Origin of the sequence: Demequina sp. NBRC 110052 (assembly GCF_002090075.1) — a bacterium.
Taxonomy (GTDB): Bacteria; Actinomycetota; Actinomycetes; order Actinomycetales; family Demequinaceae; genus Demequina.
Genome location: NZ_BBRI01000002.1, coordinates 136893 through 159988, shown reverse-complemented (window position 1 = coordinate 159988; position 23096 = coordinate 136893). Strand labels below are relative to the sequence as shown.

The window sequence follows — 23096 nt, the reverse complement described above, 5'->3', positions numbered from 1 at the left end:
GTACACCAGCGCGCCCGGGGCCTCTGTCCGTTTTGTCCTGCTCTTGACTTTCACTAGTGACTTTTCGGCAGCTGACACACTTCCGGCGCGCTGAGATCACGTTTGCATCACGCTTTGGTAATGTGCAGGCCATGACACGTCAAGTGATCATCGCAATGGCGCGATGGATCGGGGCAGCGGCGATCGCGGTCGCACTCGGCTTCCAGGCGTGGGCGGATCTGACCTTCGGAACGTTCACCTGGGATCAGCTGCCCGCGTACTTCACTCCGCTCGCCAATCTCGTCGGGATCGCCGCGCTGACTGCCGCGGGCACCTTCTCGGCCCGCGGCGGCGGCGAGCCACGCTGGGTCTCGCTGCTGCGCGTGAACGCGACGACCTACCTGGTGATCGTGGCGGCCGTGTACTGGTCGCTCCTCGCCCCGTATGCCTACGTCAAGCTGCCGTGGGCGAATGCGGTGATCCACGGAGGAGCCGCACTCCTGCTGCTCGTCGACTGGCTGCTCGTGCGCCCGCGCAGACAGCTGCCTCGGCGGTCAGTCTGGACGGTCCTGTCGCTGCCACTCGCCTGGCTGGGGTACCTCGCGGCCAGGGCCGCCTTCGACGGTTGGATGCCCTATCCGTTCCTCGACCTGTCGAGGGGTGCACTGCCCGTCGTCCTCACTGTCGCCGCGCTGGCGTGCGCCGTGCTCGGTACCGCCGCGGTGCTGCATCGCGTGTCGGGTGCGGGCGCTTTCGCGCGTCACACAGGTCACTGAGCCGCAACCGCCCCGGCACGCCGTCAGACGCGACCGCCGCGCAGGGCATACCGTTGACCCATGCCCGCACATGACAGCCCAGACCAGGCCGCCAGCACCACGACGTTCGCCGACCTCGGACTGGACGGTCCCGAGCTGAAGGCCCTGTCCGATCTCGGCTACGAGACGCCCTCTGCGATCCAGGCCCGCACCATCCCGATCCTGCTCTCCGGCAGCGACGTGGTGGGCCTGGCACAGACGGGCACCGGCAAGACGGCAGCCTTCGCGCTTCCGATCCTGTCGCGGCTCGATCGCTCTCAGAAGGCGCCCCAGGCACTCGTGCTCGCACCGACGCGAGAACTCGCGCTCCAGGTGTGCGAAGCCTTCTCGCGGTATGCCTCGCACACCAAGGGCGTGCATGTGCTTCCGATCTACGGCGGTCAGGGCTATGGCGTGCAGCTCTCGGCCCTGCGCCGCGGCGTGCACATCGTCGTCGGCACGCCAGGTCGCATCATGGACCACCTCGACAAGGGCACGCTCGACCTGTCCGAGCTGAAGTACCTGGTGCTCGACGAGGCCGACGAGATGCTCAAGATGGGCTTCGCCGAGGATGTCGAGACGATCCTCGCGTCCACCCCCGACGAGAAGCAGGTCGCGCTGTTCTCCGCGACGATGCCCGCGCAGATCCGCCGCCTCTCGGCAAAGTACCTGACCGATCCCGTCGAGGTGACGGTCAAGGAGCGCACCACGACGTCTGCGAACATCACGCAGCGCTACCTGATCTCGTCGTACTCCCAGAAGCTCGAGGCCCTCACGCGCATCCTCGAGGTGGAGAACTTCGAGGCGATGATCGTGTTCACGCGCACCAAGAACGAGACGGAGACCGTCGCGGAGCGCCTGCGCGCGCGCGGCATCGCCGCTGCGGCGATCAACGGGGATGTCGCGCAGGTCCAGCGCGAGCGCACCATCGCTCAGTTGAAGTCGGGCAAGCTCGACGTGCTGGTCGCGACCGACGTGGCCGCACGCGGACTCGACGTGGACCGCATCTCGCACGTGGTGAACTACGACCTGCCAGTGGACACCGAGTCGTATGTGCACCGCGTGGGCCGCACCGGGCGTGCCGGACGCACGGGCGATGCGATCAGCTTCGTCACGCCACGTGAACGCCGGCTGCTCGGCGCAATCGAGAAGGCCACGCGTCAGCCGCTCACGCTCATGCAGCTGCCCTCCGTCGGCGACGTCAACGCGACGCGCCTCACCCGCTTCGACGACTCGATCACGGCGGCACTCGAGCAGCACGAGCGCATCGACCGTTTCCGCGACATCATCAACCACTACGTGGAGCACCACGACGTGCCCGAGGCCGATGTGGCGGCCGCGCTCGCGGTCGTCGCCCAAGGCGACACTCCCCTGCTTCTCGACGAGCAGGACGAGCTGCCGCGGCAGGCCTTCGGTCCTGACAAGCGCGGCGAGGGCAAGGGACCCCGACGAGGCGGCGACGCGGGCCGATTCACCACGTATCGCATCGAGGTGGGACGTCGCCACAAGGTGGAGCCGCGCCAGATCGTCGGCGCGATCGCCAACGAGGGCGGGCTCGACCGCGGGGACTTCGGCGCGATCAACGTGAACTCGACGTTCTCCCTCGTCGAGCTGCCCACGGACCTCTCCAAGGACGTGCTAGGCAAGCTGTCGCGCACGCGCATCTCGGGCCAGCTGATCGAGCTCAAGCTCGACCGTGGCAAGGCCACCAAGGGTGGCCCGCGCCGCGATGGAGGTCGCGGCTCGTATGGCGACCGCCCCCGCGGCGGGGGTCGCGGACGTTTCGACGACAGGCCCGGTGCGGATCGCAAGGGCGGGCCGCGCACGAAGGGGCGCCGGGACTGAGCCCGAGCTCGCCCCGACGCCCCGACGTCGCCGCTAGACCATCGCGGGAGCCGACTCCTGCAGATGGCGCGCGCACGCCGGCACGGTGAGGAAGTTCGGGAAGTCCTCTCCGAGCGCGACCTCGCGCAGCAGCGCGGCCGCCTCGTCGTATCGGCCTCCCGGCTGGCGAGGCGCTGCGGCGAGCACGGCGTCGATCTCGCGGCCGACGCTCTGCGCCGTCACGCGTGTGCCCTCGGCGGTGGTCACGCCCGCGTGAATCCATTGCCACAGCTGCGATCGGCTGATCTCGGCGGTGGCGACATCCTCCATGAGGCCGTCGACGGCCGCGGCGCCCGTGCCGCGCAGCCATGATTCGAGATAGCGAAGGCCAGCCGAGACGTTGTGACGCACGCCCGCATCGGTAACCCGCGCGTCGGGCACGGTGAGGTCGAGCAACTGGTCCGCGGTCACCTGGACGTCGTCGCGGAGTCGGTCGCGCTGGTCCGGGCGGTCGCCCAGGACCGCGTCGAACTCGGCCATCGCCGTCGCGATGAGCCCTGGATGCGCGACCCACGAGCCGTCGAACCCGTCCGAGGCCTCGCGGCGCTTGTCCTGGCGGACCTGGTCGAGCGCGCGGGCGTTCGCCGCCGAATCGTGCCTCGTAGGGATGAAAGCGCTCATGCCGCCGATCGCCTGCGCGCCCCTGCGGTGGCAGGTGGACACGAGCAGCTCGGTGTACGCACGCATGAAGGGCACCGTCATGGTGATCGCTGCGCGATCGGGCAGGACGTACCGTTCTCCGCGCTCCCGGTAGATCTTGATGGCGGAGAAGATGTAGTCCCATCGGCCGGCGTTGAGCCCCGCGCAGTGGTCGCGCAGCTCGTAGAGCATCTCCTCCATCTCGAAGGCCGCGGGGAGGGTCTCGACCAGCATGGTCGCGCGGATCGTGCCGTGGGCCACCCCCAGCTCGGACTCGGCGAACGTGAACACGTCGTCCCACAGCCGCGCCTCGAGATGGCTCTCCATCTTGGGAAGGTAGAAGTACGGCCCGCGGCCCGCGGCGATGAGGGCTTCCGCGTTGTGGAACAGGTAGAGGCCGAAGTCCACGAGTGAGCCGCTGGTCGGGTGGCGATGCCCGTCCGCGTCGACGTGAATCATGCGGTGCTCGACCAGATGCCACCCGCGAGGACGGAACACGATCGTCGGCGTGGTGTCACCGAGCGCGTACTCCTTGCCCTCGGGGCTCGTGTAGGTGATCGTGCCCCGGATCGCGTCCCGCAGGTTCAGCTGGCCCTCGACCATGTTGGACCAGGTGGGCGTGTTCGCGTCCTCATGATCGGCAAGCCACACGCGGGCGCCGGAGTTCATCGCGTTGATGGTCATCTTGCGGTCGGTCGGGCCGGTGATCTCGACGCGACGGTCCTCCAGGCCTGGGCCAGGTCCCGCGACGCGCCAGGACGGGTCGTTCCTCACCGCGGACGTCTCGGGCAGGAACCCCAGGTCTCTGCCGTTCGCGATCGCGTCGGCGCGGATCTTGCGCTCCTGAAGCACGAGTGCCCGCCGGCACCCGAAGCGGTGGTGCAGCCTCGCGAGGAACTCCAGCGCCGCGTCGGTCAGGATCTCGTCGTAGCGGGGGCCGTCGTGGCCGTGGATCTCGATGGTGGTCATGGCGTCTCCTCAGAACTGCTCGGATTCGGTCGACCCGATGAGCGCGAGAGTCGACGCGGTGGGGTTGAGCGCGGTGGCGACGCGGTCGAAGTACCCGGTGCCGACCTCGGCCTGGTGCTTGGTGGCGGTGTACCCGCGGGACTCGGCCGCGAACTCGGCCTCCTGGAGTCGCACGTAGGCGCTCATGTGGTTCGCGGCGTAGTCCTGCGCGAGCTCGAACATGCCGTGGTTGAGCGAGTGGAAGCCCGCGAGCGTGATGAACTGGAACGCGTATCCCATGGCCGCGAGCTCGCGCTGGAAGCGCGCGATCTGGTCGTCGTCGAGGTGGGAGCGCCAGTTGAAGCTCGGCGAGCAGTTGTAGGCGAGCTTCTGGTCGGGGTGCTCGGCGTGGATCGCCTCGGCGAAGGCCCGGGCCAGCTCCAGGTCGGGTGTGGAGGACTCGACCCACAGCAGGTCTGCGTACTCGGCGTAGGCGAGCCCGCGGGCGATGACGGGCTCGATGCCGGGCCGCACCTCGTAGAAGCCCTCGGCGGTGCGCTCTCCGGTGAGGAAGGGGCGGTCACGCTCGTCGATGTCGGACGTCAGCAGCGTGGCGGCGAGCGCGTCGGTGCGTGCGATGAGCACGGTGGGCGCGCCGGCGACGTCTGCCGCGAGCCGGGCTGCGTTGAGGGTGCGCACGTGCTGCTGCGTCGGGATCAGCACCTTTCCGCCCATGTGCCCGCACTTCTTCTCGGAGGCGAGCTGGTCCTCCCAGTGCACGCCCGCCGCGCCGGCGGCGATCATGCCCTGCATGAGTTCGTAGGCATTGAGCGGCCCTCCGAAGCCGGCCTCCGCGTCGGCCACGATCGGTGCCATCCAGTCCCGCGTGGTCGCGCCGGCCGCGGCGTGCTCGATCTGCGCGGCGCGCAGGAGCGCGTTGTTGATGCGCTTCACGACAGCCGGGACGGAGTTCGCCGGGTACAGACTCTGGTCGGGGTACGTCTGCCCCGAGAGGTTCGCGTCTGCGGCGACCTGCCAGCCGCTCAGGTAGATAGCTTTGAGCCCGGCCCGCACCTGCTGCACGGCCTGGTTGCCCGTGAGCGCGCCGAGTGCCGCGATCCAGTCGTGGCCGGGCTCGTCGTTGTCCTGGATCATGTCCCACAGGCGCTCGGCGCCGCGTCGCGCGAGCGTCGGCTCCTCTCGCACGGGTCCGCGCAACGCCACGACGTCCTCGGCCGTGTAGTCGCGGCGGACGCCGCTCCAGCGCGGGTTCCACTCCCACTCGGCCGCCAGATCGGCGGCGGACTGAGTCTGATCTCCGGGGCGGATCATGTCGTACATCGCGTGCTCCTCACGTGGTGCGGCGTCGTTGCCGTGATGCCACGCTAGGCAGAATTCACAGGCCCGACGCGGGAGTGGATGGCAGAACTTCGGCGAGATTTCTGGCGCTCAGAACGGTGACGTGTCACCATGGCGAGATGACCGCGACGACGACGTCGGGCCTCGACGAAGAGACCGGACCCACCGCCCTGTCCATCGGGCGCCGGGTGCGCAGCCTGCGCCGCGCCCAAGGCCTCACCGTCGCCGAGCTCGGCGAGCGCATCGGGCGCGCGGCCTCCCAGGTGTCGGTGATCGAGAACGGCCGGCGCGAGCTCAAGATCGTCGAACTGCGCTCGCTCGCGCAGGCGCTCGGAACCACGCTCGACGACCTTCTTGACCCTGCGCCGCCCTCGCGTCGGGACGCGCTCGAGATCGCGCTCGCGCAGGCGCTGAGTGGCCCGCTCGCGCAGACGCTCGCACTGCCCGAGCTCACTCCCCGCAAGGGCATGCCGGATGAGGCGATCGAGACGATCCTCACGTTGCACGACGCCCTGGTGAGCCTGCACGAGCGCCGCGCGTCGACGCCGGAGGAGGCCCGCCGGGCCAACACAGCGCTGCGGGCCACCCAACGCGAGCGAGGAAACCACTATCCGGAGCTCGAGACGGTCGCCTCCGGGCTGCTCGGGGCTATCGACCACCGGGGCGGTCCGCTATCGCACTCGGCGGCGACGGAGCTCGCGCACCACCTGGGACTGAGCCTGCACTACGTGCACGATCTGCCCGTCACGACCCGATCCGTGACCGATGCGCGGCACGGACGCATCTACCTACCGATCCGTCAGGACGGCGCCGACCGCCGGGTCCCGCTGCTGCAGGCGCTCGCCGCGCACGCGCTCGACCACCGCGAGCCCACCGACTACGCCGACTTGCTGCGCCAGCGGGTCGAGGTCAACTATCTCGCGGGCGCACTGATGATGCCGGAGCGGTCAGCGGTTGAGCTCCTCAGCGCCGCCAAGGGCAACCGTGAGCTGTCGGTCGAGGACCTCCGGGACGCGTTCGCCGTGAGCTACGAGCAGGCGGCGCATCGCTTCACCAACCTCGCCACGGAGCATCTGGACCTGCCCGTGCACTTTCTCAAAGTCAGCGCGTCCGGCGTGCTGACCAAGGCCTACGAGAACGACGCGGTCAAGTTCCCGCAGGACGCGCTGGGTCACGTCGAGGGGCAGCGCGTGTGCCGCCGCTGGAGCGCGCGCCAGGTCTTCGAGCGTGACGACCGTTACGGGATCTACCACCAGTACACGGACAAGCCCAACGGCACCTACTGGTGCACCTCCTCGGTGCAGAGCGACCCCTCGGGCGACTACTCGGTGTCCGTGGGCACGCAGTATCAGCATTCCAAGTGGTTCCGGGGGCGAGACACCACGACGCGCCAGGCGTCGACGTGCCCAGACCTGGGATGCTGCAAGGAACCTCGAGAGGGCCTGGCCGGTCGGTGGGACGAATCCGCGCGGCCCTCCGCTCGGATCAACTCGTCGCTGCTCGCCGCCACGCCGTCAGGCTCTGCGACGGGCATCGACCGGGTCGCCGTCTACGAGTTCCTTGAGGCGCACTCCCCCGGCGACGCTTAGTCACCGACCAGCGCCTCTGCTGGCATCCCGAAGGCGAGCCCGATCGCGAGCACGGCGATCGTCGCCGCCAGCGCGAGCTTGACCAGGTTGCGCACCATGGCACGTTCCTAGCACTCTGCGGGCGCTCGTGCGCGAGGAACAGGTCTGGGACGCGCGTTGGGCACCCCGCGCAGCCCCCGCTACGCTCGCTCACATGAGTGACCGTCAGCCCGCGATCCGCGTCTGTGGCGTGGTGCTGCGAGACACGACCGGGCGCGTGCTGACCGTGCGCAAGCGCGGCACGGAGCGGTTCATGCTGCCCGGCGGCAAGCCTGAGCGTGGCGAGAGTCCCGAGGCGACGGCCACCCGTGAGTGCGCCGAAGAGCTCGGCCTGACGCTGCGCGCTGGCGAGCTCGCGCTGCTGGGACGCTTCCGTGCGCCAGCGGCCAATGAAGCAGGTCACGAGGTCGAGTCGACGGTCTTCCTCCACCAGCTGACTGGTGATCCGGTGGCGGCGGCCGAGATCGAGGCTCTCCGGTGGGTCGATCCGCGCGATGCACAAGGGCATTCCGACCTCGCACCGCTGCTGTCCGGCCACGTCATCCCTGCTCTCCTCGCCATGGACGGCCCAGGCGAGAGTCGCTGACTCTGCGCAGAGCCACAACCAGGACCTCGGTCCCGGTTCGGCCATCGCCCCGGGCATAGCGTGGCGGTGTGGGCGTCTCCGACGACGTTCCCGACGCGAGCCGAGTGCCCGCACCGCCGCCGGTCCCGTCCGTGAGGCGTGCGCATGCGACAGGTCAGAATCCATGGGCGCGGCGGCCAGGGAGTCGTCACCGCGGCAGAGATGCTCGCCCGCGCAGGCTTCCTGGCCGGGCACGAGGCCCAGGCCATCCCCTCCTTCGGATCCGAGCGCACCGGAGCCCCTGTCGTCGCGTACTGCCGCTTCGATGATGCGCCCCTGCGCACGCGCGAACCCGTGCTCGCACCCGACGTGGTGCTCGTCCAGGACCCGACGCTCCTGGGCCCCGCCGCACCCTTCGCAGGCCTTTCGCCCCGCGGCCTCGTCATCGTGAACACCACCTCGGACGCCCCTGCGGTGCGTGCGCAGGCCGCCGTGGACGACATCGGCGCACACGTCGTCACCGTGCCCGCCACCAGCATTACCATGACGCACCTCGGAAGCCCCAAGCCCGCCGCAGCGATGCTCGCGGCCTACGCCGCCTGCGCGGACGACATCACGCTCGAGGCAGTTCAGGCAGTCTTCAGGGAGCGCTTCCCCGGGCGCGTGGGCGACGCCAACGCCTCGGCCGCAGCCGAGGCCTACGCGTATGTGCGGGCCGAGCGGGCAGCCACCGGCGGCGGTGCGGGCCTCCCATCCGGCGCCCCTGGCACCACATCGACGGAGGTCTCACATGCGTGAGGTGCTCGAAGGCTCGCAGGCGGTCGCTCGCACCGTCGCCCGGTGCCGTCCCGGCGTGATCTGCGCCTACCCCATCTCCCCGCAGACCCACATTGTGGAGGCGCTGTCGGTCATGGCGCGCACGGGCGAGCTCACCGACTGCGAGTACGTCAACGTCGAATCCGAGTTCTCCGCGATGTCCGTGTCGATCGGCGCCTCCGCCGCAGGATCGCGCGCCTATACCGCGACTGCCTCCCAGGGCCTGCTGTACATGGCAGAGGCCGTGTTCAACGCATCGGGCATGGGGTTGCCCATCGTGATGACCGTCGCCAACCGCGCCATCGGCGCGCCGATCAACATCTGGAACGACCAGTCCGACGCGCTCGCCATGCGCGACGCCGGCTGGCTCCAGCTCTACGCCGCCGACAACCAGGAGGCGGCTGACCTGCACATCATCGCGTTCGCAGTCGCGGAAGAGCTCGGGATCCCCGCGATGGTGTGCATGGACGGGTTCGTGCTCACTCATGCGTCGGACGTCGTCGACCTGGCCACCGCGGAGCAGATCGACGGTTTCCTCCCGCCCTTCCGGGCCCAGCAGGTACTCGATGTCGAGAACCCGACGACGATCGGGACCATGGCGGGGCCCGAGTCCTTCACCGAGACCAAGTACCTCCAGCACTTGCGCTTCCTCGATGCAGCCGAGGTCATCGACCGCTGGTCGACCGCCTTTCGCGAGAGCTTCGGACGTCAGACGGGCGGTCTCGTCGCCCGATACGACCCGGACTCTCTCGACCGCAACAACCTGGCGCCACCTGGCGACGCGACTGACGTCACGGTGATCGCCATGGGTTCCGTGCTCGGCACTCTTCAGGCGGCTCTCGTGCCGCTCCGTGCCGCGGGGGTCTCCGTGCGGCTGTTAGGCATCTCCTCGTTCCGGCCGTTCCCCGAGCTCGCGCTGCGCGAGGCGCTTGGCGAGTGCCGGGACGTGATCGTCATCGACCGCGCGCTCGAACTGGGCGCGGGAGGCGTCCTCACAGGCAACGTCGGCAGGGCGCTCGCCGGCACGCGCTCGCGCATCCACTCGGTGGTGGCCGGGCTCGGAGGCCGTCCGATCCTCGAGGCTTCGCTGCGCGATGTCGTCGCGCGCGAACGTGCGGGGCAGCTCGGTCGCCTCGAGTTCCTCGACCTCAAGACCGGGGGCGTTCCGGTGCCTCCCGTGGGTGCGACGGAGGTGGCCCGATGAGCACCGTCCACATTCCGTTCCTCCAGACGGGCACCCTCGCGGTCGGCGGTCGACTCCTGCGCGAGGACGACCGCTCCGTACAGTCCCACGCCGACCGCCCTTCCTCACTGACCAGGGGCCACCGCGCGTGCCAGGGCTGCGCGGAGGCACTCGCCGCGCGCTGGGTGATGGATACCGCGGTCGACGCCGCGGACGGGAAGCTGATCGTCGCCAATGCCACCGGGTGCCTCGAGGTGTTCTCGACCCTGTACCCCGAGAGCGCGTGGAAGCCTCCCTGGATTCACTCGGTGTTCGCGAACGCCGCCGCGGTGGCCACCGGCATCGCGTCGTCACTTCATGCGCAGGGCAAGGACGACGTCAGGGTGCTCGCGCAAGGCGGTGACGGCGGCACGGTCGATATCGGCCTCGCTGCGGTCTCTGGCATGTTCGAGCGCAACGACGACGTCCTGTACGTCTGCTACGACAACCAGGGGTACATGAACACCGGAGTGCAGCGCTCGTCGGCGACCCCGGCGTCGGCCCGGACCGCGACGACCCCCGCCGTCGGCCACCAGCCCGGCGCGCCCGTGGGGCAGGGCAAGTCGATGCCCAAGATCGCGATGGCCCACGAGATCCCCTACGTCGCCACTGCGACCGTCGCCGACCTCAGAGATCTCGAGTCCAAGGTACGCACGGCGATGTCCATCCACGGCGCGCGCTACCTGCACGTGCTCGTGCCCTGTCCTCTGGGCTGGGGCGCGTCGTCGGCCGAGTCGATCGCTCTCTCCCGCGCCGCCGTCCAGTCCGGCATCTTCGCGGTCATCGAGGCGCGCGCGGGCGAACTCACCGAGGTGCAGCGGATCCGGGAGCTCGCGCCGGTCGAGGACTACCTGAGGCCCCAGCAGCGCTTCGCACACCTGTTCAAGCCCGGTGGTGAAGACGCGCTCGACCGTTGGCGGCAGCTGGCGCAGGCGAACATCCGACGCTACGACCTGCTGGGAGGCACACCATGACCGCGCACGACGCACCCGCGACCCATGGCCTCTCGACCGGCCCCGCGACCTCGCTCGCGTATCACACGGGCACGTGGCGCACCGAGCGGCCTGTCTATGTGGACCTCGCGCCCCCGTGCGCGCTCGCGTGCCCCTCGGGAGAGGACATCCGCGGCTGGCTCGGCTCCACGCAGGAGGGCGAGGCGGGCTTCGAGACCGCCTGGCGACGCATCGTCGCCGCGAATCCCCTCCCCGCCGTCATGGGCCGCATCTGCTACCACCCATGCCAGCACGCGTGCAATCGCGCCAAGGTCGACGAGGAGGTCGGCATCAACGCGGTCGAGCGCTTCCTCGGCGACACCGCGCTCGAGCGGGGTTGGGACCTGCCCAAACCCGGGGCTCCGACGGGGCGCCGCGTCCTGGTGGTCGGCTCGGGACCCGCGGGCCTGTCGACCGCCTACCATCTGCGGCTGCTGGGCCACGACGTCGTCGTCAGGGAGGCCGCGGCGGAGCCGGGCGGCATGATGCGGTACGGCATCCCGGCCTACCGTCTTCCCCGAGAGGTGCTGGCCGCGGAGATCGCGCGCATCGAGCGCACCGGCGTGGTGATCGAATGCGGCACCCGCGTCACCGACCTGGGCGCGGCGCAGGCGGAGTTCGATTCCGTCGTGCTCACGGTCGGCGCGGGCGTGGCGCACCACGTTGACATCCCTGCGGGCGCGGCGTCGAAGATCGTCGACGCGATCGACGTGCTCAGGGACGTCGCGGAAGGCCACCCGCCGCTCCTCGGGCGGCGAGTCGCGGTCTACGGCGGAGGGAACACTGCGATGGACGCGGCCCGCACCGCGCGTCGACTCGGGGCACAGGAGGCCGTGGTCGTTTACCGGCGCACGCGCGAGCAGATGCCAGCGCACCCGACGGAGCTCGAGGACGCGATCGGCGAGGGGGTCCGCGTGCAGTGGCTCTCGACCATCTCCGGGGTCGACACGCACACGATCACGATCGAGAAGATGGAACTCGACGGCGATGGCCGCCCCCACGGCACCGGCGAGTTCGAAGAGCTCGATGCCGATGCCGTCCTGCTCGCAGTGGGCCAGGACGCGGACCTCTCCCTGTTGGAGGGGCAGCACGACATCACGGTGTCCGATGGCGTGGTCCAGGTCGACGACAACTCGATGATGACCGGCCGCGAGGGGGTGTTCGCGGCGGGCGATGTCTCCCCCGGCTCGCGCACGGCCACGTACGCGATCGGTCGGGGTGCTCGCGCGGCCCGAGCCGTGGATGCGTACCTCAATGCACGTGTGTTGCCCGCCGAGCCGGTGGTGCGCGAGGCCACGGCAGACCGCCTCAACTCCTGGTACTACTCCGACGCGCCCCAGCAGCACCGCGCCGAGCTCGAGGCGGCGCGACGCGTCACTGGCTTCGAGGAGGTCCTCGCGGGCCTCGACGCGGAGCATGCGGTGTTCGAAGCGCGCAGGTGCATGTCGTGCGGCTCGTGCTTCGAATGCGACAACTGCTTCGGCATGTGCCCGGACGATGCGATCAGGAAGCTCGGTCCGGGCATGCGCTACGAGATCGACTACGACTACTGCAAGGGATGCGGCATCTGCGCCGCCGAATGCCCGTGCGGGGCCATCGACATGATCCCGGAGGTGAGGTGAGAGCGCCTCAGTCCTCGGCCTTCTCCTCGTCGGTCAGGAGTGCCGCCCAGCCCTCGTACTCTCCCCCGTGGCGTTCCGCGATGTCTTCGCACAGGTCGATCAGGTCGCGCAGGTGATCCGGCACGACCGGCAGCCCGTAGCTGCGCACGAAGAGCATCCATTCGGGGATGTCGTGGCTGGGTTCCACGAGCTCATGCCGGATGCGCTTCGCCCGCAGATCCTCGGCTGCGGCGTTGGCGCGCACATCCGAACTGAACGAGACGAACAGCTCGATCTCGCGCGGCGCGGTGATGTCTGCTCCGCGCGCCGCGAAGCGGTCAAGCTGCTCCTGGTCGTCCGACCACAGGCCATGCGGTTCGACGCGTGACCTGCGACGGAAAGCCTTGCTCAAGAAGCCCATAGGGCCACGGTAGTGCGCCCCGCGGGCTTCACGAGCCGCGCAGGACCTTGTCGAGCGCCTTGCCGCGCGCCCGCTCGTCCACGAGCTTGTCGAGGTAGCGGATCTGTTGCATGAGCGGATCCTCGATCTCCTCGACCCGCACACCGCAGATCACTCCCTTGATCTGGTCGACGCGGGGGTTGAGGCTCGCCTGCGCGAAGAAGTCCTGGAAAGACGTGCGCGCGTCCAGGTAGCCCTTGATCTGATCGGCGTCGAAGCCGGTGAGCCAGGTGATCATGGCGTCGAGGTCCTCGACCGGTTGCCCCTTGCGCTCCAGCTTCGCGACGTAGTGCGGGTACACGTCGGCGACGGCCATGGCGAAGATCTTGTGCATGGACCGAGCATAAGTGCGAGTGGTGTGCGGGAGGCCCTGGCCCGGAGCGCGGGCGGGCCGCTACGGTGGGACGAACGCCGATGCTGGGAGTCCCGATGACCATCCCACCGCCTGCCGATGATGGCACGTTCTACCCCGACGACTCCGCGGGGATGCCGGAAGACCCCGCCGAGCCGATCGAAGACCGCTGGGGCACTCCCGAACCCCTGGCCCCCGCGCCCCGCGCTGGGGCATCGGGTCCCGGATGGGCTGGCGTGCCGCAGTCGGCGCCCGGCTCCATCGGACCCGGCGCTGGCACCTCGACCGCACACAACGGCCGCAACACGCTCGCCATGGTGCTCTCCGCCGTCGCGGCGGTGGGAGTGGCGGCGTGGTTCCTCGGTGTCTCGGTGCCCCTCCTGCTGATCGTCGGCCTTGGCATCGCGGGGTTCTCACTGGGCATCGCCGGCTATCTCTCCGGCCGGCGCGGTTTCGCGACCAACGGCGGCCTCGGCGCGGGCGCGGCGGCACTGGGCGCGGTCGCGGTGCTGGGCGTCGTGGCGATCTACGCGATCGTGCTCGCGGCGATCGGGCAGATCCTCGGAGGCTAGCCGCCCGGCTGGAACGGCGTCTCGACGCGCACGAACGGCCAGTCGCGCGCGAGCCACGCCGGGACGACGGCGTCGAGAGCTTCCCGAAGGCCAGCGTCGGCGTCGGCGACGAGCCACCACGAGACCTCAGCGACGGGACCGGCCGCGTCCGGCGGAAGCGGATCGAGATAGATGCAGCCGAGCAGGCGGTCCTCGTCCCGCGTGAGGACTGCATAGTTGAAGGACTCGTGCGCCTCGATCTCCCGCGCGTGCCGCTCGAGGTCCTCGCGGTCCTGCTCGGCAGTCATCGAGGCGGGAGGCCAGCCCCACGCTTCGCCGTACATCCGCCACAGCATGTCCCTGTTGCCCATGACGGCAGGCATATCGATCGCCACGTCATCGCCTCGGATCGGGCGCGCGTGGATCGCCTCGGTGATCTGCGCGCGCGCCGGATGGACGAAGCGGTCCGGCAGCCATGCTTCAGACATCCGTGCTCTCCTCGAGACCGTGAGCGCGCGACAGCGTCACGCCGAGCTCCAGTGTGCCGCACGCGTCCGCGGGAATAGCGGATCCGGCTGGGTCGGTTTCCCTCACAGGCAGGCGCTGCGGCCTGCACGTGACGAGAGGCGGTTCCCATGGCCACACCCGCGCCGGACGACGCCGCAGATCTGAGCAGCCCCGTTGGCTCGGAGCCGTACCTTCGCGCGCGGCCGCGCGATGATGGTGCCGCGCCGCTGGTGCTGGTGCTGGGAGCTACGGGCTACCTCGGCGGGCGCCTGGTGCCCCGTCTCCTCGCCGGCGGCTACAGGGTGCGCGCACTGGTCCGCTCGCGCGAGCGCATCGACGCGCTGCCGTGGGCTCGCGACGTCGAGATCGTGGTGGGCGACGCGACAGATCGGGATTCCGTCGCGTCGGCGATGCACGACGTAGACCTGGTCTACTACCTGATTCATTCCATGCACAGCGGCCGCGACTACGGCAGGCTCGATCGTGCGATCGCGCTCAACGTGGCGACGGCAGCCGCGGCCCAGCGCGTCGCACGCATCGTCTACCTCAGCGGGCTCCACCCGGACGGAGTCGAGCTCTCACCTCACCTCGCATCCCGGCAAGAGGTCGGGGACATCCTGCTCGCCTCCGCCACTCCGACGCTGGTGCTGCAGGCCGGCGTCGTCATCGGCTCAGGCTCAGCGTCCTTCGAGATGATCAGGCATCTGACTGAGGTGCTGCCGTACATGCCCGCGCCACGGTGGGTCCGCAACCGCATCCAGCCGATCGCAGTCAGGGACGTCATGCACTATCTGCTGGCGGCCGCTCGGCTCGAGGCAGACGTGAACGGCACGTACGACATCGGCGGGCCCGATGTGATGCGCTATTCGGAGATGATGAACGGCTACGCGGCGGTCGCCGGGCTCCCCAAGCGTGGGATCACGGCGCTGCCAGTCCTGACTCCGAGCCTCGCCTCGCACTGGGTCGGACTCGTCACGCCAGTGCCGCGCCAGATTGCACGTCCCCTCGTCGAGTCCCTGCTGCACTCATGCGTCAAGCGCGACGATTCCATCGCGGACCTCATCTCCGAACCGCCCGACGGGCTCACTGGCTACGACGACGCGCTTCGGCTCGCGCTTGCCCGGGAGGAGATCGACGACATCGAGACGAGCTGGGTCGATGCTCGCGTGCCGCACGCCCCCAGCGATCCCATGCCTAGCGACCCCGAGTGGGCAGGGCGCACCGTGTTTCAGGACGCCCGACGCAGGTCCACCTCCGCGGCACCGCACGCCGTCTGGGAGGTCATCGAGCAGATCGGCGGCGCGACCGGCTGGTACTCCGCGTCGGTGCTCTGGGCCACCCGAGGGGCTCTCGATCGCCTCACCGGCGGCGTCGGCCTGAGACGGGGCCGCCGATCGATGGCTCGCCTGGCTGAGGGAGACGCGATCGACGTGTGGCGCGTAGAGCACCTCGAGCCAGGCCGGCTCCTGAGGCTGCGCGCGGAGATGCGTGTCCCCGGCAGCGCGTGGCTCGAGCTGGGGGTGCGGACCACCGACGAAGGCAGCGAGTACTGGCAGCGCGCAGTGTTCTTTCCCCGCGGCCTCACCGGGCGCCTCTACTGGCTGTCGATGCTCCCCTTCCACGGCCTCATCTTCAGCGGCATGGTCAACCGCATCGTGGCGGAGGCGGAGGGAACTGCGCGGCCATGACAACCGGACGCTGCCTCGCGCGTCAGTTCGTGACCGGCGAGAACGTGTCGTGCTCCTTGATCACGGAGCGGATGCGGGCGAACGTGTCGTCACAGAGGTCCGCGTCGCCTGCGACGTGGTGAAGCCCTTCCGCGAGCCACGTCAGCACGCCGACGCCGTACCCCTCGCGAACGCGAGTCCCCACACGGGGCCCTGTCCCCACGACGCGCGGGGCAGCAACGATGGCGTCAACGACAGCGCGACCAGCACAAGCCCGACGCTGGCTCCCGCCACTTCGTGCCGGGCCCGGGCGCGCGTGGACCCGTTCTCAGTCATGAGGCTCCCCCTCCGGCGCTGACACACGAGCGAAGCCGCGTCGCCTGCGGGGAGGCGTGTGGCACAGTGAGCGAGTGACTGAACCCGACCTCGCAGCGACCGCCGAATCCGTTCGTGCCGCCGCGGCGAGTCGAGAGCGCCAGAGACAGTTGGCTGTGCAGCTCAAGACCACGCGCGCGCTGGTGGAGACACGGCGGCAGGAGCTCAAGCCGCTCGAGAGCGCACTGGACGCGGAGCAGGCCGACGTCCGCAGGCTTGAGCAGACGTCGCTCACGAAAGTCTGGGCGACCCTCCGCGGCGATGCGACAGAGCGCCTGGCCCTCGAGCGTGCCGAGGCGGACGCCGCTCTGCTTGCCGTCACCGCCGCGCAGGCCCGGCTCAAGAGCGCGCTCGCCGAGGACGCGCGCGTGCGACGTGAGCACGACGCCCTTCGGGGATCGGACGATGCCTACAGGGATGCGCTGTCGGCCCACGAGGCCGCCGTGCACGCGTCCGCGGGCGCCGCCGCAGCGGCGCTGTCCCAGCTGGCCGTCGAACTCGGCGTGGCCGAGGCGCGTCGTCGTGAGATTGCGGAAGCGGTCGAGGCGCTGCGCGCTGCGCGATCGGCGCTGGACGAGGCACTGTCGAAGTTGGATAGCGCTGGCGGCTGGTCGACGTACGACACATTCTTCGGCGGTGGCCTTGTGGCCGACATGGTCAAGCACTCGAGGATCGATGAGGCGACCGACGCGTTCGTGCGGGTGAACCGGGCGCTCGAGAGGCTTTCCGTCGAGCTCACCGACGTCGGGATCGCGGCTCTCGAAGGCGTCGAGATATCCGACATGCTGGCGGTCTTCGACGTGCTCTTCGACAACATCCTGAGCGACTGGATGGTGAGGGACCGCATCTCTCAAGCCCAGGCGAAGGCCAAGGACCTCAGTCAGCTGCTCGATGACCTCGCCGGTGAACTCACGACCCAGGCGAACGACGCGTCGGATCGCATCGCCACGCTGCACGCACGACGCGAGTCCATCCTCACCGCAGTGTGACGCCAGGCCTCACGCACGGCGCGGAACGCGCGGAGGCACTTCCTTCGCGGCGACGATCGTGCTCACGGCAATCCGTTCGATGCCACGCACGCCGTCTACGACCACGGTCTGGGCGTCCGCGCTGAGTAACTCGCCGAGGGCGTCCGTCGCCTGTCCCGAAGGGATCAGGTAGCGCACCACGACGCGCGCGCCCGGTGCAGGCAGGCGGACTCGGCGCTGCATCTCGCTCGGTTCGGGCATGGCCTCATCCTCTCAGAGCGGCGAGGGCGCACCGTAGGGACCGACGTCGCACTCGCGGCTAGGCTCTCCCCGTGATCTTCGATGAGCTGCGGCGGTGGCCCGACGTGGAGGCTCACGGACTCGTCGCTGTCGACGCGGCCGACCGGTTGATCCTGGACGAGTCCGCGGAACGGCGTGCCTCCGCAGAGCCGGGCGACATCGTCGTGATCAACGACGCCTACGGCGCACTCACCCTCGGCGCGGCACATGCAGGTGCGAGCGGAATTCGCACGCATGTGGACGCGCTCACGGGCGAGCGTGCGCTCGAGGCCAACGCCTCCCGCGTGGGCCTGACCGGCCGGTATCGTGCGCTCGCTCTCGACGCGGAGCTCGTGAATGGGGCGCGGATCGTCCTGCTCCGGCTCCCCCGCTCTCTCGACGCGTTGCGCGACATCGCCGGCCTGATCGCCGCGCACGCCGACCCTCATGTGGTCGTCGTCGCTGGCGGTCGCCTCAAGCACATGTCGGTGTCGATGAACGCGGTACTGAGCGAGCACTTCGCGCAGCTGGACATCAGCCATGCCCGCCAGAAGTCACGGGTTCTCCTCGCCCGCGCGCCTCGCGATGGTCCTGATCCCGCTCCTGCGGCCGCACGGGTCGAGGGGCTCGAAGTGCGGGCCTACGGCGGGGCCTTCGCAGGCGCGCGGCTCGACATCGGCACGCGCCTGCTCTTGGACAGCCTGCCCGTCCCGCCGATCGGTGGGACGCCCGAGGATCCGTACATCGACCTGGCCTGCGGCACGGGCATCGTCGGCGCGTGGATGGCGACGCAACGTCCCGATGCCCATGTGTACGCATGCGATCAGTCGTCCGTCGCCGTCGCGTCCGCGCGGGCGACGATGCTCGCCAACGGCGTCGAGAACCGTGTCGAGGTCGCTCGCGACGACATGCTGAGCACCAGGCCTTCCAGCAGCGCGTCGCTCGTCGCGCTGAACCCGCCCTTTCACTCTGCCGCTGCCGTGACAGAGCTCATCGCGCCTCGCATGTTCGCCGACGTCGCGAGAGTGCTGCGCCCCGGCGGTCAGCTGTGGTGCGTGTGGAACTCCGGGCTGAAGTACCGGCCGCTGCTCGCACGCACCATCGGCCCCACCGAGCAGGTCGCGCGCAACGCCAAGTTCACGGTCACGGTGTCAACGCGACGGTAAGGAACGCCGGCCTGGCTGCTAGGTCTGATCCGTCCTGGGTCTCGTTCCGCCCGTGAGTGTGCGGGGAAGCTCCGCGAGTCTGTCGTCACCGGCTCGCGTGCCACGCCGCGCTGAACCGAACGCGCGTCGGCTACACCCCCGTGAGGCGACACGCCCTGCTACTCGTGTTCTGGCAGCCGTGGCGCCGATAGCCCGGGATCGCGGCCCAAGAGCGCGGCGCGGGTGACAGCGTCAGAGCCGAACCGATCTCGTACCGCGTCGAGCACGACATCAAGCTTGCCGTCGACGCGCGGCCGATCGTTCCAGTCGAGGGGGAGCTCATCCTGAACGGCACCGGCGCGACTCAGCCGCGAGAGGGAGACACCGATGAGGGTGATGCCGCGGTCGGCGATGTCGTGCTCCTCAGCAGCGAGCAGACGCTGGACCGCCGTGAGAAGGACCTCGGTGTGATCGGTGGGCGCGGCGAAGGTGTGCGAGCGAGTCGCCTTGATGAAGTCGCCGTAGCGGAGCCTCAGGACGACGGTGCTGCACGACGATCCGCGATCGCGCAGGCGCTTCGCGAGCCCGTCGACGATCTGGATGAGGATCAGCCCGAGCTCACCGAAAGAGTAGGACCGGTTGCCGAGCGCCCGCTGCGAGCCGATGGATCCATGGCGCTTGGTCGTCTCCACGGGTCGCGGGTCCCGGAGCCGGGCCAACGCATGCACCTGTGCACCCACTGCCCTGCCAAGCCACCGCTCAGCGGTCGCTGCTTCGAGCGCAGCCAACTGCCCGACGGTGTCGATGCCTCTACCGTGCAGCTTCTCCGCGGTCACCGCTCCAACACCCCAGAGACGTTCGACCGGGAGCGGATGAAGGAACTCCTCCTCGCGTTCCGGCTCCACCACGAGCAGCCCGTCAGGCTTGCTGACCGCGCTCGCGATCTTCGCCAAGAACTTGGTTCTCGCGACACCGACCGAGATCGGAAGGCCCGCCTCGGCACGCACACGCTCCCGCAGCCGCATCGCGATCTGATCGGGCGCTCCCGCCAGGCGACGCAGTCCTCCGACCTCAAGGAACGCCTCGTCGATCGAGATCCCCTCCACGTAGGGCGTGGTGTCATGGAAGATCGCGAAGACTGCACGACTGGCCGCGGCGTAAGCCTCCATCCGAGGCGGGACTATGACTGCGTCGGGGCACAGAGCGCGCGCCCGCTGCAACCCCATCGCGGTGCGAACCCCTCGAGCCTTCGCCTCGTAGCTCGCGGCGACCACCACGCCGCCACCCACGATCACGGGCCGGCGCCGCAGTGCAGGATCATCCCGCTGCTCGACCGAGGCGTAGAACGCGTCGAGATCTGCGTGGAGCACCGTCGCTTCGCTACCCACCCGTCACCTCCTGCCGCCACACGCTCCTTCCGAAATGGTCTCACCCGGGCCGGACATCAGCGTCGCAGCGAGGCACGCGCTCGGCATCACAGCTACCGATGCGCACGCTCCACGCGCTACCCAATCGCCACAACGCGTACCCTGCCCGAGAATGGGGGTCCACCCCAGCGTGCGTTGACGCCTGCACGCGCGTCAGCCCCGGCTCGTGCGTCGCCGCCCAGGGAGACAGGCATCCATCTCGGAACCGAACACAGTCCAGTTCACCCCAACACCCGTCCAGCAAGTGCCCAGAGCAATGACCAAATGGGGGCAGCAGAGACGACGAAAGGGCCGTCCTTTTCGGTATCTACCAGAAAGAACGGCCCTTCCAAACGTCGGGCTGACAGGATTTGAACCTGCGACCCCTTGACCCCCAGTCAAGTGCGCTACCAAACTGCGCCACAGCCCGTGACAGCCTGACAATCCTATCGGATGCCGAGGGGTGCTTTGTCACCGCCGCGCCCGAGTTCTGCGGGCGTACTGAAGCCGTCAGTGCGCGGGCCTCTCGTCGGCGTCGATGGCCGCGCGGTCGCGCCCTTCGCGCTTCGCGCGGTAGAGCGCGGCGTCGGCGCGCGACATGCTCGCGGCGAGCGCGCGCCGCGGGTCGACGACGGCGATGCCGTACGAGACCGTGGGTGCGTCGTGGCCGTCACTCCGCTGCAGCGCCTCGAAGGCCGCGCCGAGTCGTTGGGTGACCAGGAGCGCGCTCTCGGGGTCCGCCTGGGTGATGAGCATGGCGAACTCCTCTCCCCCGATGCGTCCCGCAAGGTCTTCGCGCCGCATCACCTCGCGGCAGGCTTCGCCGAACGCCTGGAGCACGCGGTCGCCGGCCGCGTGCCCGTACGTGTCGTTGACGTTCTTGAAGTGATCGAAGTCAGCCATGACGATGACGGAGCGCTCGCGTCGCTCGATGCCCTCGTCGATGCGCTGCTCCGCACGTGTGAGGAACTCGGCGCGTGTGAGCAGCCCTGTGAGGTCGTCGTGGGTGGCGCGCTGGCGCCATTCGCTCGAGACTTCGAGGTGGCTCAGCTCGGTCACCGAGTAGGTGACGACGACGAGCATGAGGGTGATCAGCAATGTGGTCGCCATCGGCCCGGTCCACGTCAGGTAGAAGTCCGAGGTGGGTCCCGGACCGAGGTAGACGCCGATGCGCACCGCGTAGAACACCGCCACGACGGTCGCGCCGATGCCCACGGAAGTCACGGCCGAGCGGGCGGACTCGAGCGTCTCGCGACCTCGGAGCCTCGGATGGCGCGAGAGCCGCCACAGGTCCCAAGCGGCGAGGGTCACGAACAGGAGCATCCCGCACAGCAGCCACAGCGTGCCGGCGGCGACGCCCTCCGGCGGTGTGTCCGTCGCGGCGAGCGTCGAGACGCCCGCGCCGACTCCGAGGAGCGCCCACCAGGGGGTGCCTCGGCCGCGCAGTGCACGGGTCGCGCCCCAGATCAGACCCGCGCTCGCGACTGCGACGCCGTGGCCCACTGGCACGGCCCACGGAGCACCGACGAGCTCGTCGACGAGGTACAGCCCGGTGCCGAGGCTCGAGCCGAGCACGGCCCCGCTCCACCACAGTGCGTAGGGCGCACGCGTCGTGCGATAGGTCCCGCCGAGCACGAGTACGAACGTGCAGGCGGCGACCACCGCCTGCACCGCGCGCAGCGTCTCGATGTCCAGCATGGTCTGAGCCTAGAAGGAGTCTCACCTTCCCGGCACGCGAGTGTGTTCCACGCCACCGCGCGTCGCGCGGTTCAGTCGTCGACGACGGCCCGGTCCCGGCCTTCGCGCTTCGCGCGATAGAGCGCGGCGTCGGCGCGCGCGAGCACGCGATCGAGCGGTTCGCCGGGCGGAACGACAGCGATCCCGTAGCTCACCGTCGGGGCTGGCCCTCCTGTCACTCCCCTGGCGGCCGCGACGTACTGCGCACTGATCGCCTCCGTCACCTCGACGGCATCACGCGTGCTGCGACCGGCGAGGAGGATCGCGAACTCTTCGCCTCCGATGCGGCCCGCAATGCCTCGACCGGCCATCACGCTTCGGCATGCGGAGCCGAAGGCGAGCAGCGCGCGGTCACCGGCAGCGTGGCCGTGCTCGTCATTGAGCTCCTTGAAGTGGTCCAGGTCCGCCACGATGGCGACGGCACCGTCGCCTCGGTTCGCCCGGCGGTGCTCAGCGGCGCGCACGAGGAACTCGCTGCGGCCGAGCAGCCCAGTCAAGTCGTCGTGCGCGGCGCGCATGCGCAGGTCGCGAGTGAGTTCGAAGTGGCTCAGCTCGCCCACGCTGTAGGTGGCAACCACAAGTACCAGCGTGAGCAGCACGCTCGTCGTCGCAGACCCCAGGATCACCGCGCCAGAGACTGCCGCAGGGCCGCCGACCAGGAACGCCACCATGCGCACCAGATAGAACAGCCCCAGCACGGCCGAGGCGATCGCGAGCGACACCACTGCGACGCGTTCGCCCCGCCCCGGACGTGCCCGTTCGCTCGCGATTCCCGGGGTTGCGATCCTCACGAGTTCCCACGAGCCCGCCAGCATCCCTGCGGCCATCCCGGCGAGCATGACCGCGCCCCCTGCCCAGACGTTGTTCGCGGGAGAGTCGATCGCAGCTGCAGCGGCGACCACGAGGGCAGCTCCCAGTCCGACCCACCGCGGCCGAGGGCGACCGGCGACGGCCCTCGCAGAGGCCCACATCCATGTGGTTCCGACAACAGCGAGCACGCTTCCCAGGGGGTTCATCACGACCTGCAGCGGCGTGCCGTTGAACAGGAACGCGGCGGTGCTCAGGAACGCCGCCACGAGCGCGAGGCACCACCACAGTGTGAAGCGTGACCGCGTCGCGCGGAAAGGGCCGAAGAAGAACAGCACGAGCACGCACAGCGCGACGATCGCGAGCACCACGCGCGCGGTGACGATGTCGAGCATCCCAGGAGATTACCTCCGCC

General features: G+C 69.6%; 22 protein-coding genes and 1 tRNA gene. 12 read left to right on the top strand and 11 right to left on the bottom strand.

The window, feature by feature from the left end; translation table 11 throughout:
* Window positions 1–131: 131 nt before the first annotated feature.
* A complete protein-coding gene (locus B7K21_RS00760) occupies window positions 132–755 on the top strand; it encodes a Pr6Pr family membrane protein (RefSeq protein ID WP_144016003.1) in 624 nt (207 codons plus the stop codon).
* A 60-nt stretch (window positions 756–815) separates the two neighbouring features.
* The gene (locus B7K21_RS00755; protein WP_084073030.1) at window positions 816–2618 is read left to right on the top strand and encodes a DEAD/DEAH box helicase; all 1803 of its coding nucleotides are present in this window, start codon (window positions 816–818) and stop codon (window positions 2616–2618) included.
* A 33-nt stretch (window positions 2619–2651) separates the two neighbouring features.
* Here the strand turns inward: B7K21_RS00755 and aceB are convergent, their stop codons facing one another.
* Window positions 2652–4265, bottom strand: coding sequence for a malate synthase A (gene aceB, locus B7K21_RS00750; protein WP_084073029.1), 1614 nt, complete (start codon window positions 4263–4265; stop codon window positions 2652–2654).
* A 9-nt stretch (window positions 4266–4274) separates the two neighbouring features.
* Window positions 4275–5585 (bottom strand): isocitrate lyase, encoded by a 1311-nt coding sequence (gene aceA, locus B7K21_RS00745; protein ID WP_084073028.1) that lies wholly within the window; start codon window positions 5583–5585, stop codon window positions 4275–4277.
* 137 nt (window positions 5586–5722) lie between these two features.
* Between aceA and B7K21_RS00740 the strand changes: the two genes are divergently transcribed.
* The 6 genes from B7K21_RS00740 to B7K21_RS00715 all read left to right on the top strand — a co-directional run bounded on the left by B7K21_RS00740 (window position 5723) and on the right by B7K21_RS00715 (window position 12448).
* A complete protein-coding gene (locus B7K21_RS00740; RefSeq protein WP_084073027.1) occupies window positions 5723–7192 on the top strand; it encodes a helix-turn-helix transcriptional regulator in 1470 nt (489 codons plus the stop codon).
* A 193-nt stretch (window positions 7193–7385) separates the two neighbouring features.
* On the top strand, window positions 7386–7817 hold the full coding sequence (locus tag B7K21_RS00735; protein WP_084073026.1) for an NUDIX domain-containing protein: 432 nt from the start codon (window positions 7386–7388) through the stop codon (window positions 7815–7817).
* A 144-nt stretch (window positions 7818–7961) separates the two neighbouring features.
* Window positions 7962–8594 (top strand): 2-oxoacid:acceptor oxidoreductase family protein, encoded by a 633-nt coding sequence (locus tag B7K21_RS00730; RefSeq protein ID WP_084073025.1) that lies wholly within the window; start codon window positions 7962–7964, stop codon window positions 8592–8594.
* Window positions 8587–9816, top strand: a complete 1230-nt coding sequence (locus B7K21_RS00725; RefSeq protein WP_084073024.1) for a pyruvate ferredoxin oxidoreductase — start codon at window positions 8587–8589, stop codon at window positions 9814–9816. Before B7K21_RS00730 ends, B7K21_RS00725 begins: the two co-directional genes overlap by 8 nt.
* Window positions 9813–10808 carry a thiamine pyrophosphate-dependent enzyme gene (locus tag B7K21_RS00720; RefSeq protein WP_084073023.1) on the top strand — a complete coding sequence of 332 codons (996 nt, stop codon included), beginning with the start codon at window positions 9813–9815 and terminating at the stop codon, window positions 10806–10808. The genes B7K21_RS00725 and B7K21_RS00720 overlap by 4 nt, the downstream gene beginning before the upstream one ends.
* Window positions 10805–12448 (top strand): NAD(P)-binding protein, encoded by a 1644-nt coding sequence (locus tag B7K21_RS00715; RefSeq protein WP_084073022.1) that lies wholly within the window; start codon window positions 10805–10807, stop codon window positions 12446–12448. The genes B7K21_RS00720 and B7K21_RS00715 overlap by 4 nt, the downstream gene beginning before the upstream one ends.
* Before the next feature lie 7 nt (window positions 12449–12455).
* Here the strand turns inward: B7K21_RS00715 and B7K21_RS00710 are convergent, their stop codons facing one another.
* Complete coding sequence (locus B7K21_RS00710; protein ID WP_084073021.1) at window positions 12456–12848, bottom strand: ribonuclease E inhibitor RraB; 393 nt, start codon at window positions 12846–12848, stop codon at window positions 12456–12458.
* 28 nt (window positions 12849–12876) lie between these two features.
* Window positions 12877–13221, bottom strand: coding sequence for a DUF2200 domain-containing protein (locus B7K21_RS00705; RefSeq protein WP_084073020.1), 345 nt, complete (start codon window positions 13219–13221; stop codon window positions 12877–12879).
* 95 nt (window positions 13222–13316) lie between these two features.
* Here B7K21_RS00705 and B7K21_RS00700 point away from each other — a divergent pair, with 95 nt between their 5' ends.
* Window positions 13317–13811 (top strand): hypothetical protein, encoded by a 495-nt coding sequence (locus B7K21_RS00700; protein WP_144016002.1) that lies wholly within the window; start codon window positions 13317–13319, stop codon window positions 13809–13811.
* Here the strand turns inward: B7K21_RS00700 and B7K21_RS00695 are convergent.
* The gene (locus tag B7K21_RS00695; RefSeq protein WP_084073018.1) at window positions 13808–14278 is read right to left on the bottom strand and encodes a GNAT family N-acetyltransferase; all 471 of its coding nucleotides are present in this window, start codon (window positions 14276–14278) and stop codon (window positions 13808–13810) included. The two genes, B7K21_RS00700 and B7K21_RS00695, sit on opposite strands and share 4 nt — an antisense overlap.
* Window positions 14279–14425: 147 nt before the next feature.
* Between B7K21_RS00695 and B7K21_RS00690 the strand changes: the two genes are divergently transcribed.
* Window positions 14426–15985 carry an SDR family oxidoreductase gene (locus B7K21_RS00690; RefSeq protein WP_084073017.1) on the top strand — a complete coding sequence of 520 codons (1560 nt, stop codon included), beginning with the start codon at window positions 14426–14428 and terminating at the stop codon, window positions 15983–15985.
* A gap of 22 nt (window positions 15986–16007) precedes the next feature.
* Here B7K21_RS00690 and B7K21_RS12520 read toward each other — a convergent pair whose 3' ends face one another.
* On the bottom strand, window positions 16008–16169 hold the full coding sequence (locus B7K21_RS12520; protein ID WP_159448365.1) for a hypothetical protein: 162 nt from the start codon (window positions 16167–16169) through the stop codon (window positions 16008–16010).
* A 205-nt stretch (window positions 16170–16374) separates the two neighbouring features.
* On the opposite strand from B7K21_RS12520, the gene B7K21_RS00685 reads away from it, so the two are divergent.
* Window positions 16375–17328: a hypothetical protein gene (locus tag B7K21_RS00685; RefSeq protein WP_144016001.1), complete on the top strand. Its 954-nt coding sequence runs from the start codon at window positions 16375–16377 to the stop codon at window positions 17326–17328.
* 9 nt (window positions 17329–17337) lie between these two features.
* On the opposite strand, the gene B7K21_RS00680 is transcribed toward B7K21_RS00685, so the two are convergent.
* Window positions 17338–17568, bottom strand: coding sequence for a hypothetical protein (locus B7K21_RS00680; RefSeq protein WP_304441274.1), 231 nt, complete (start codon window positions 17566–17568; stop codon window positions 17338–17340).
* Between the two features lie 71 nt (window positions 17569–17639).
* Between B7K21_RS00680 and B7K21_RS00675 the strand changes: the two genes are divergently transcribed.
* Window positions 17640–18752, top strand: a complete 1113-nt coding sequence (locus tag B7K21_RS00675) for a class I SAM-dependent methyltransferase (protein WP_084073015.1) — start codon at window positions 17640–17642, stop codon at window positions 18750–18752.
* 158 nt (window positions 18753–18910) lie between these two features.
* Here the strand turns inward: B7K21_RS00675 and dinB are convergent, their stop codons facing one another.
* The 4 genes from dinB to B7K21_RS00655 all read right to left on the bottom strand — a co-directional run bounded on the left by dinB (window position 18911) and on the right by B7K21_RS00655 (window position 23076).
* Window positions 18911–20119: a DNA polymerase IV gene (gene dinB / locus B7K21_RS00670; protein ID WP_084073014.1), complete on the bottom strand. Its 1209-nt coding sequence runs from the start codon at window positions 20117–20119 to the stop codon at window positions 18911–18913.
* Window positions 20120–20493: 374 nt separating this feature from the next.
* A tRNA-Pro gene (locus B7K21_RS00665) sits at window positions 20494–20567 on the bottom strand.
* An 80-nt stretch (window positions 20568–20647) separates the two neighbouring features.
* On the bottom strand, window positions 20648–21835 hold the full coding sequence (locus B7K21_RS00660; protein WP_084073013.1) for a diguanylate cyclase: 1188 nt from the start codon (window positions 21833–21835) through the stop codon (window positions 20648–20650).
* A 71-nt stretch (window positions 21836–21906) separates the two neighbouring features.
* Window positions 21907–23076: a diguanylate cyclase gene (locus tag B7K21_RS00655; protein WP_084073012.1), complete on the bottom strand. Its 1170-nt coding sequence runs from the start codon at window positions 23074–23076 to the stop codon at window positions 21907–21909.
* Between the last annotated feature and the right edge of the window lie 20 nt (window positions 23077–23096).

Coding starts and splice junctions, on each gene's coding strand:
- B7K21_RS00660 (WP_084073013.1), bottom strand. CDS start 21,835: ATGCTGGACATCGAGACGCTGCGCGCGGTGCAGGCGGTGGTCGCCGCC.
- aceB (WP_084073029.1), bottom strand. CDS start 4,265: ATGACCACCATCGAGATCCACGGCCACGACGGCCCCCGCTACGACGAG.
- B7K21_RS00710 (WP_084073021.1), bottom strand. CDS start 12,848: ATGGGCTTCTTGAGCAAGGCTTTCCGTCGCAGGTCACGCGTCGAACCG.
- B7K21_RS00690 (WP_084073017.1), top strand. CDS start 14,426: ATGGCCACACCCGCGCCGGACGACGCCGCAGATCTGAGCAGCCCCGTT.
- B7K21_RS00655 (WP_084073012.1), bottom strand. CDS start 23,076: ATGCTCGACATCGTCACCGCGCGCGTGGTGCTCGCGATCGTCGCGCTG.
- B7K21_RS00735 (WP_084073026.1), top strand. CDS start 7,386: ATGAGTGACCGTCAGCCCGCGATCCGCGTCTGTGGCGTGGTGCTGCGA.
- B7K21_RS00720 (WP_084073023.1), top strand. CDS start 9,813: ATGAGCACCGTCCACATTCCGTTCCTCCAGACGGGCACCCTCGCGGTC.
- B7K21_RS00680 (WP_304441274.1), bottom strand. CDS start 17,568: ATGCCCGAACCGAGCGAGATGCAGCGCCGAGTCCGCCTGCCTGCACCG.
- B7K21_RS00755 (WP_084073030.1), top strand. CDS start 816: ATGCCCGCACATGACAGCCCAGACCAGGCCGCCAGCACCACGACGTTC.
- B7K21_RS00760 (WP_144016003.1), top strand. CDS start 132: ATGACACGTCAAGTGATCATCGCAATGGCGCGATGGATCGGGGCAGCG.
- B7K21_RS00725 (WP_084073024.1), top strand. CDS start 8,587: ATGCGTGAGGTGCTCGAAGGCTCGCAGGCGGTCGCTCGCACCGTCGCC.
- B7K21_RS00730 (WP_084073025.1), top strand. CDS start 7,962: ATGCGACAGGTCAGAATCCATGGGCGCGGCGGCCAGGGAGTCGTCACC.
- B7K21_RS00715 (WP_084073022.1), top strand. CDS start 10,805: ATGACCGCGCACGACGCACCCGCGACCCATGGCCTCTCGACCGGCCCC.
- B7K21_RS00695 (WP_084073018.1), bottom strand. CDS start 14,278: ATGTCTGAAGCATGGCTGCCGGACCGCTTCGTCCATCCGGCGCGCGCG.
- B7K21_RS00705 (WP_084073020.1), bottom strand. CDS start 13,221: ATGCACAAGATCTTCGCCATGGCCGTCGCCGACGTGTACCCGCACTAC.
- B7K21_RS00740 (WP_084073027.1), top strand. CDS start 5,723: ATGACCGCGACGACGACGTCGGGCCTCGACGAAGAGACCGGACCCACC.
- B7K21_RS00700 (WP_144016002.1), top strand. CDS start 13,317: ATGACCATCCCACCGCCTGCCGATGATGGCACGTTCTACCCCGACGAC.
- aceA (WP_084073028.1), bottom strand. CDS start 5,585: ATGTACGACATGATCCGCCCCGGAGATCAGACTCAGTCCGCCGCCGAT.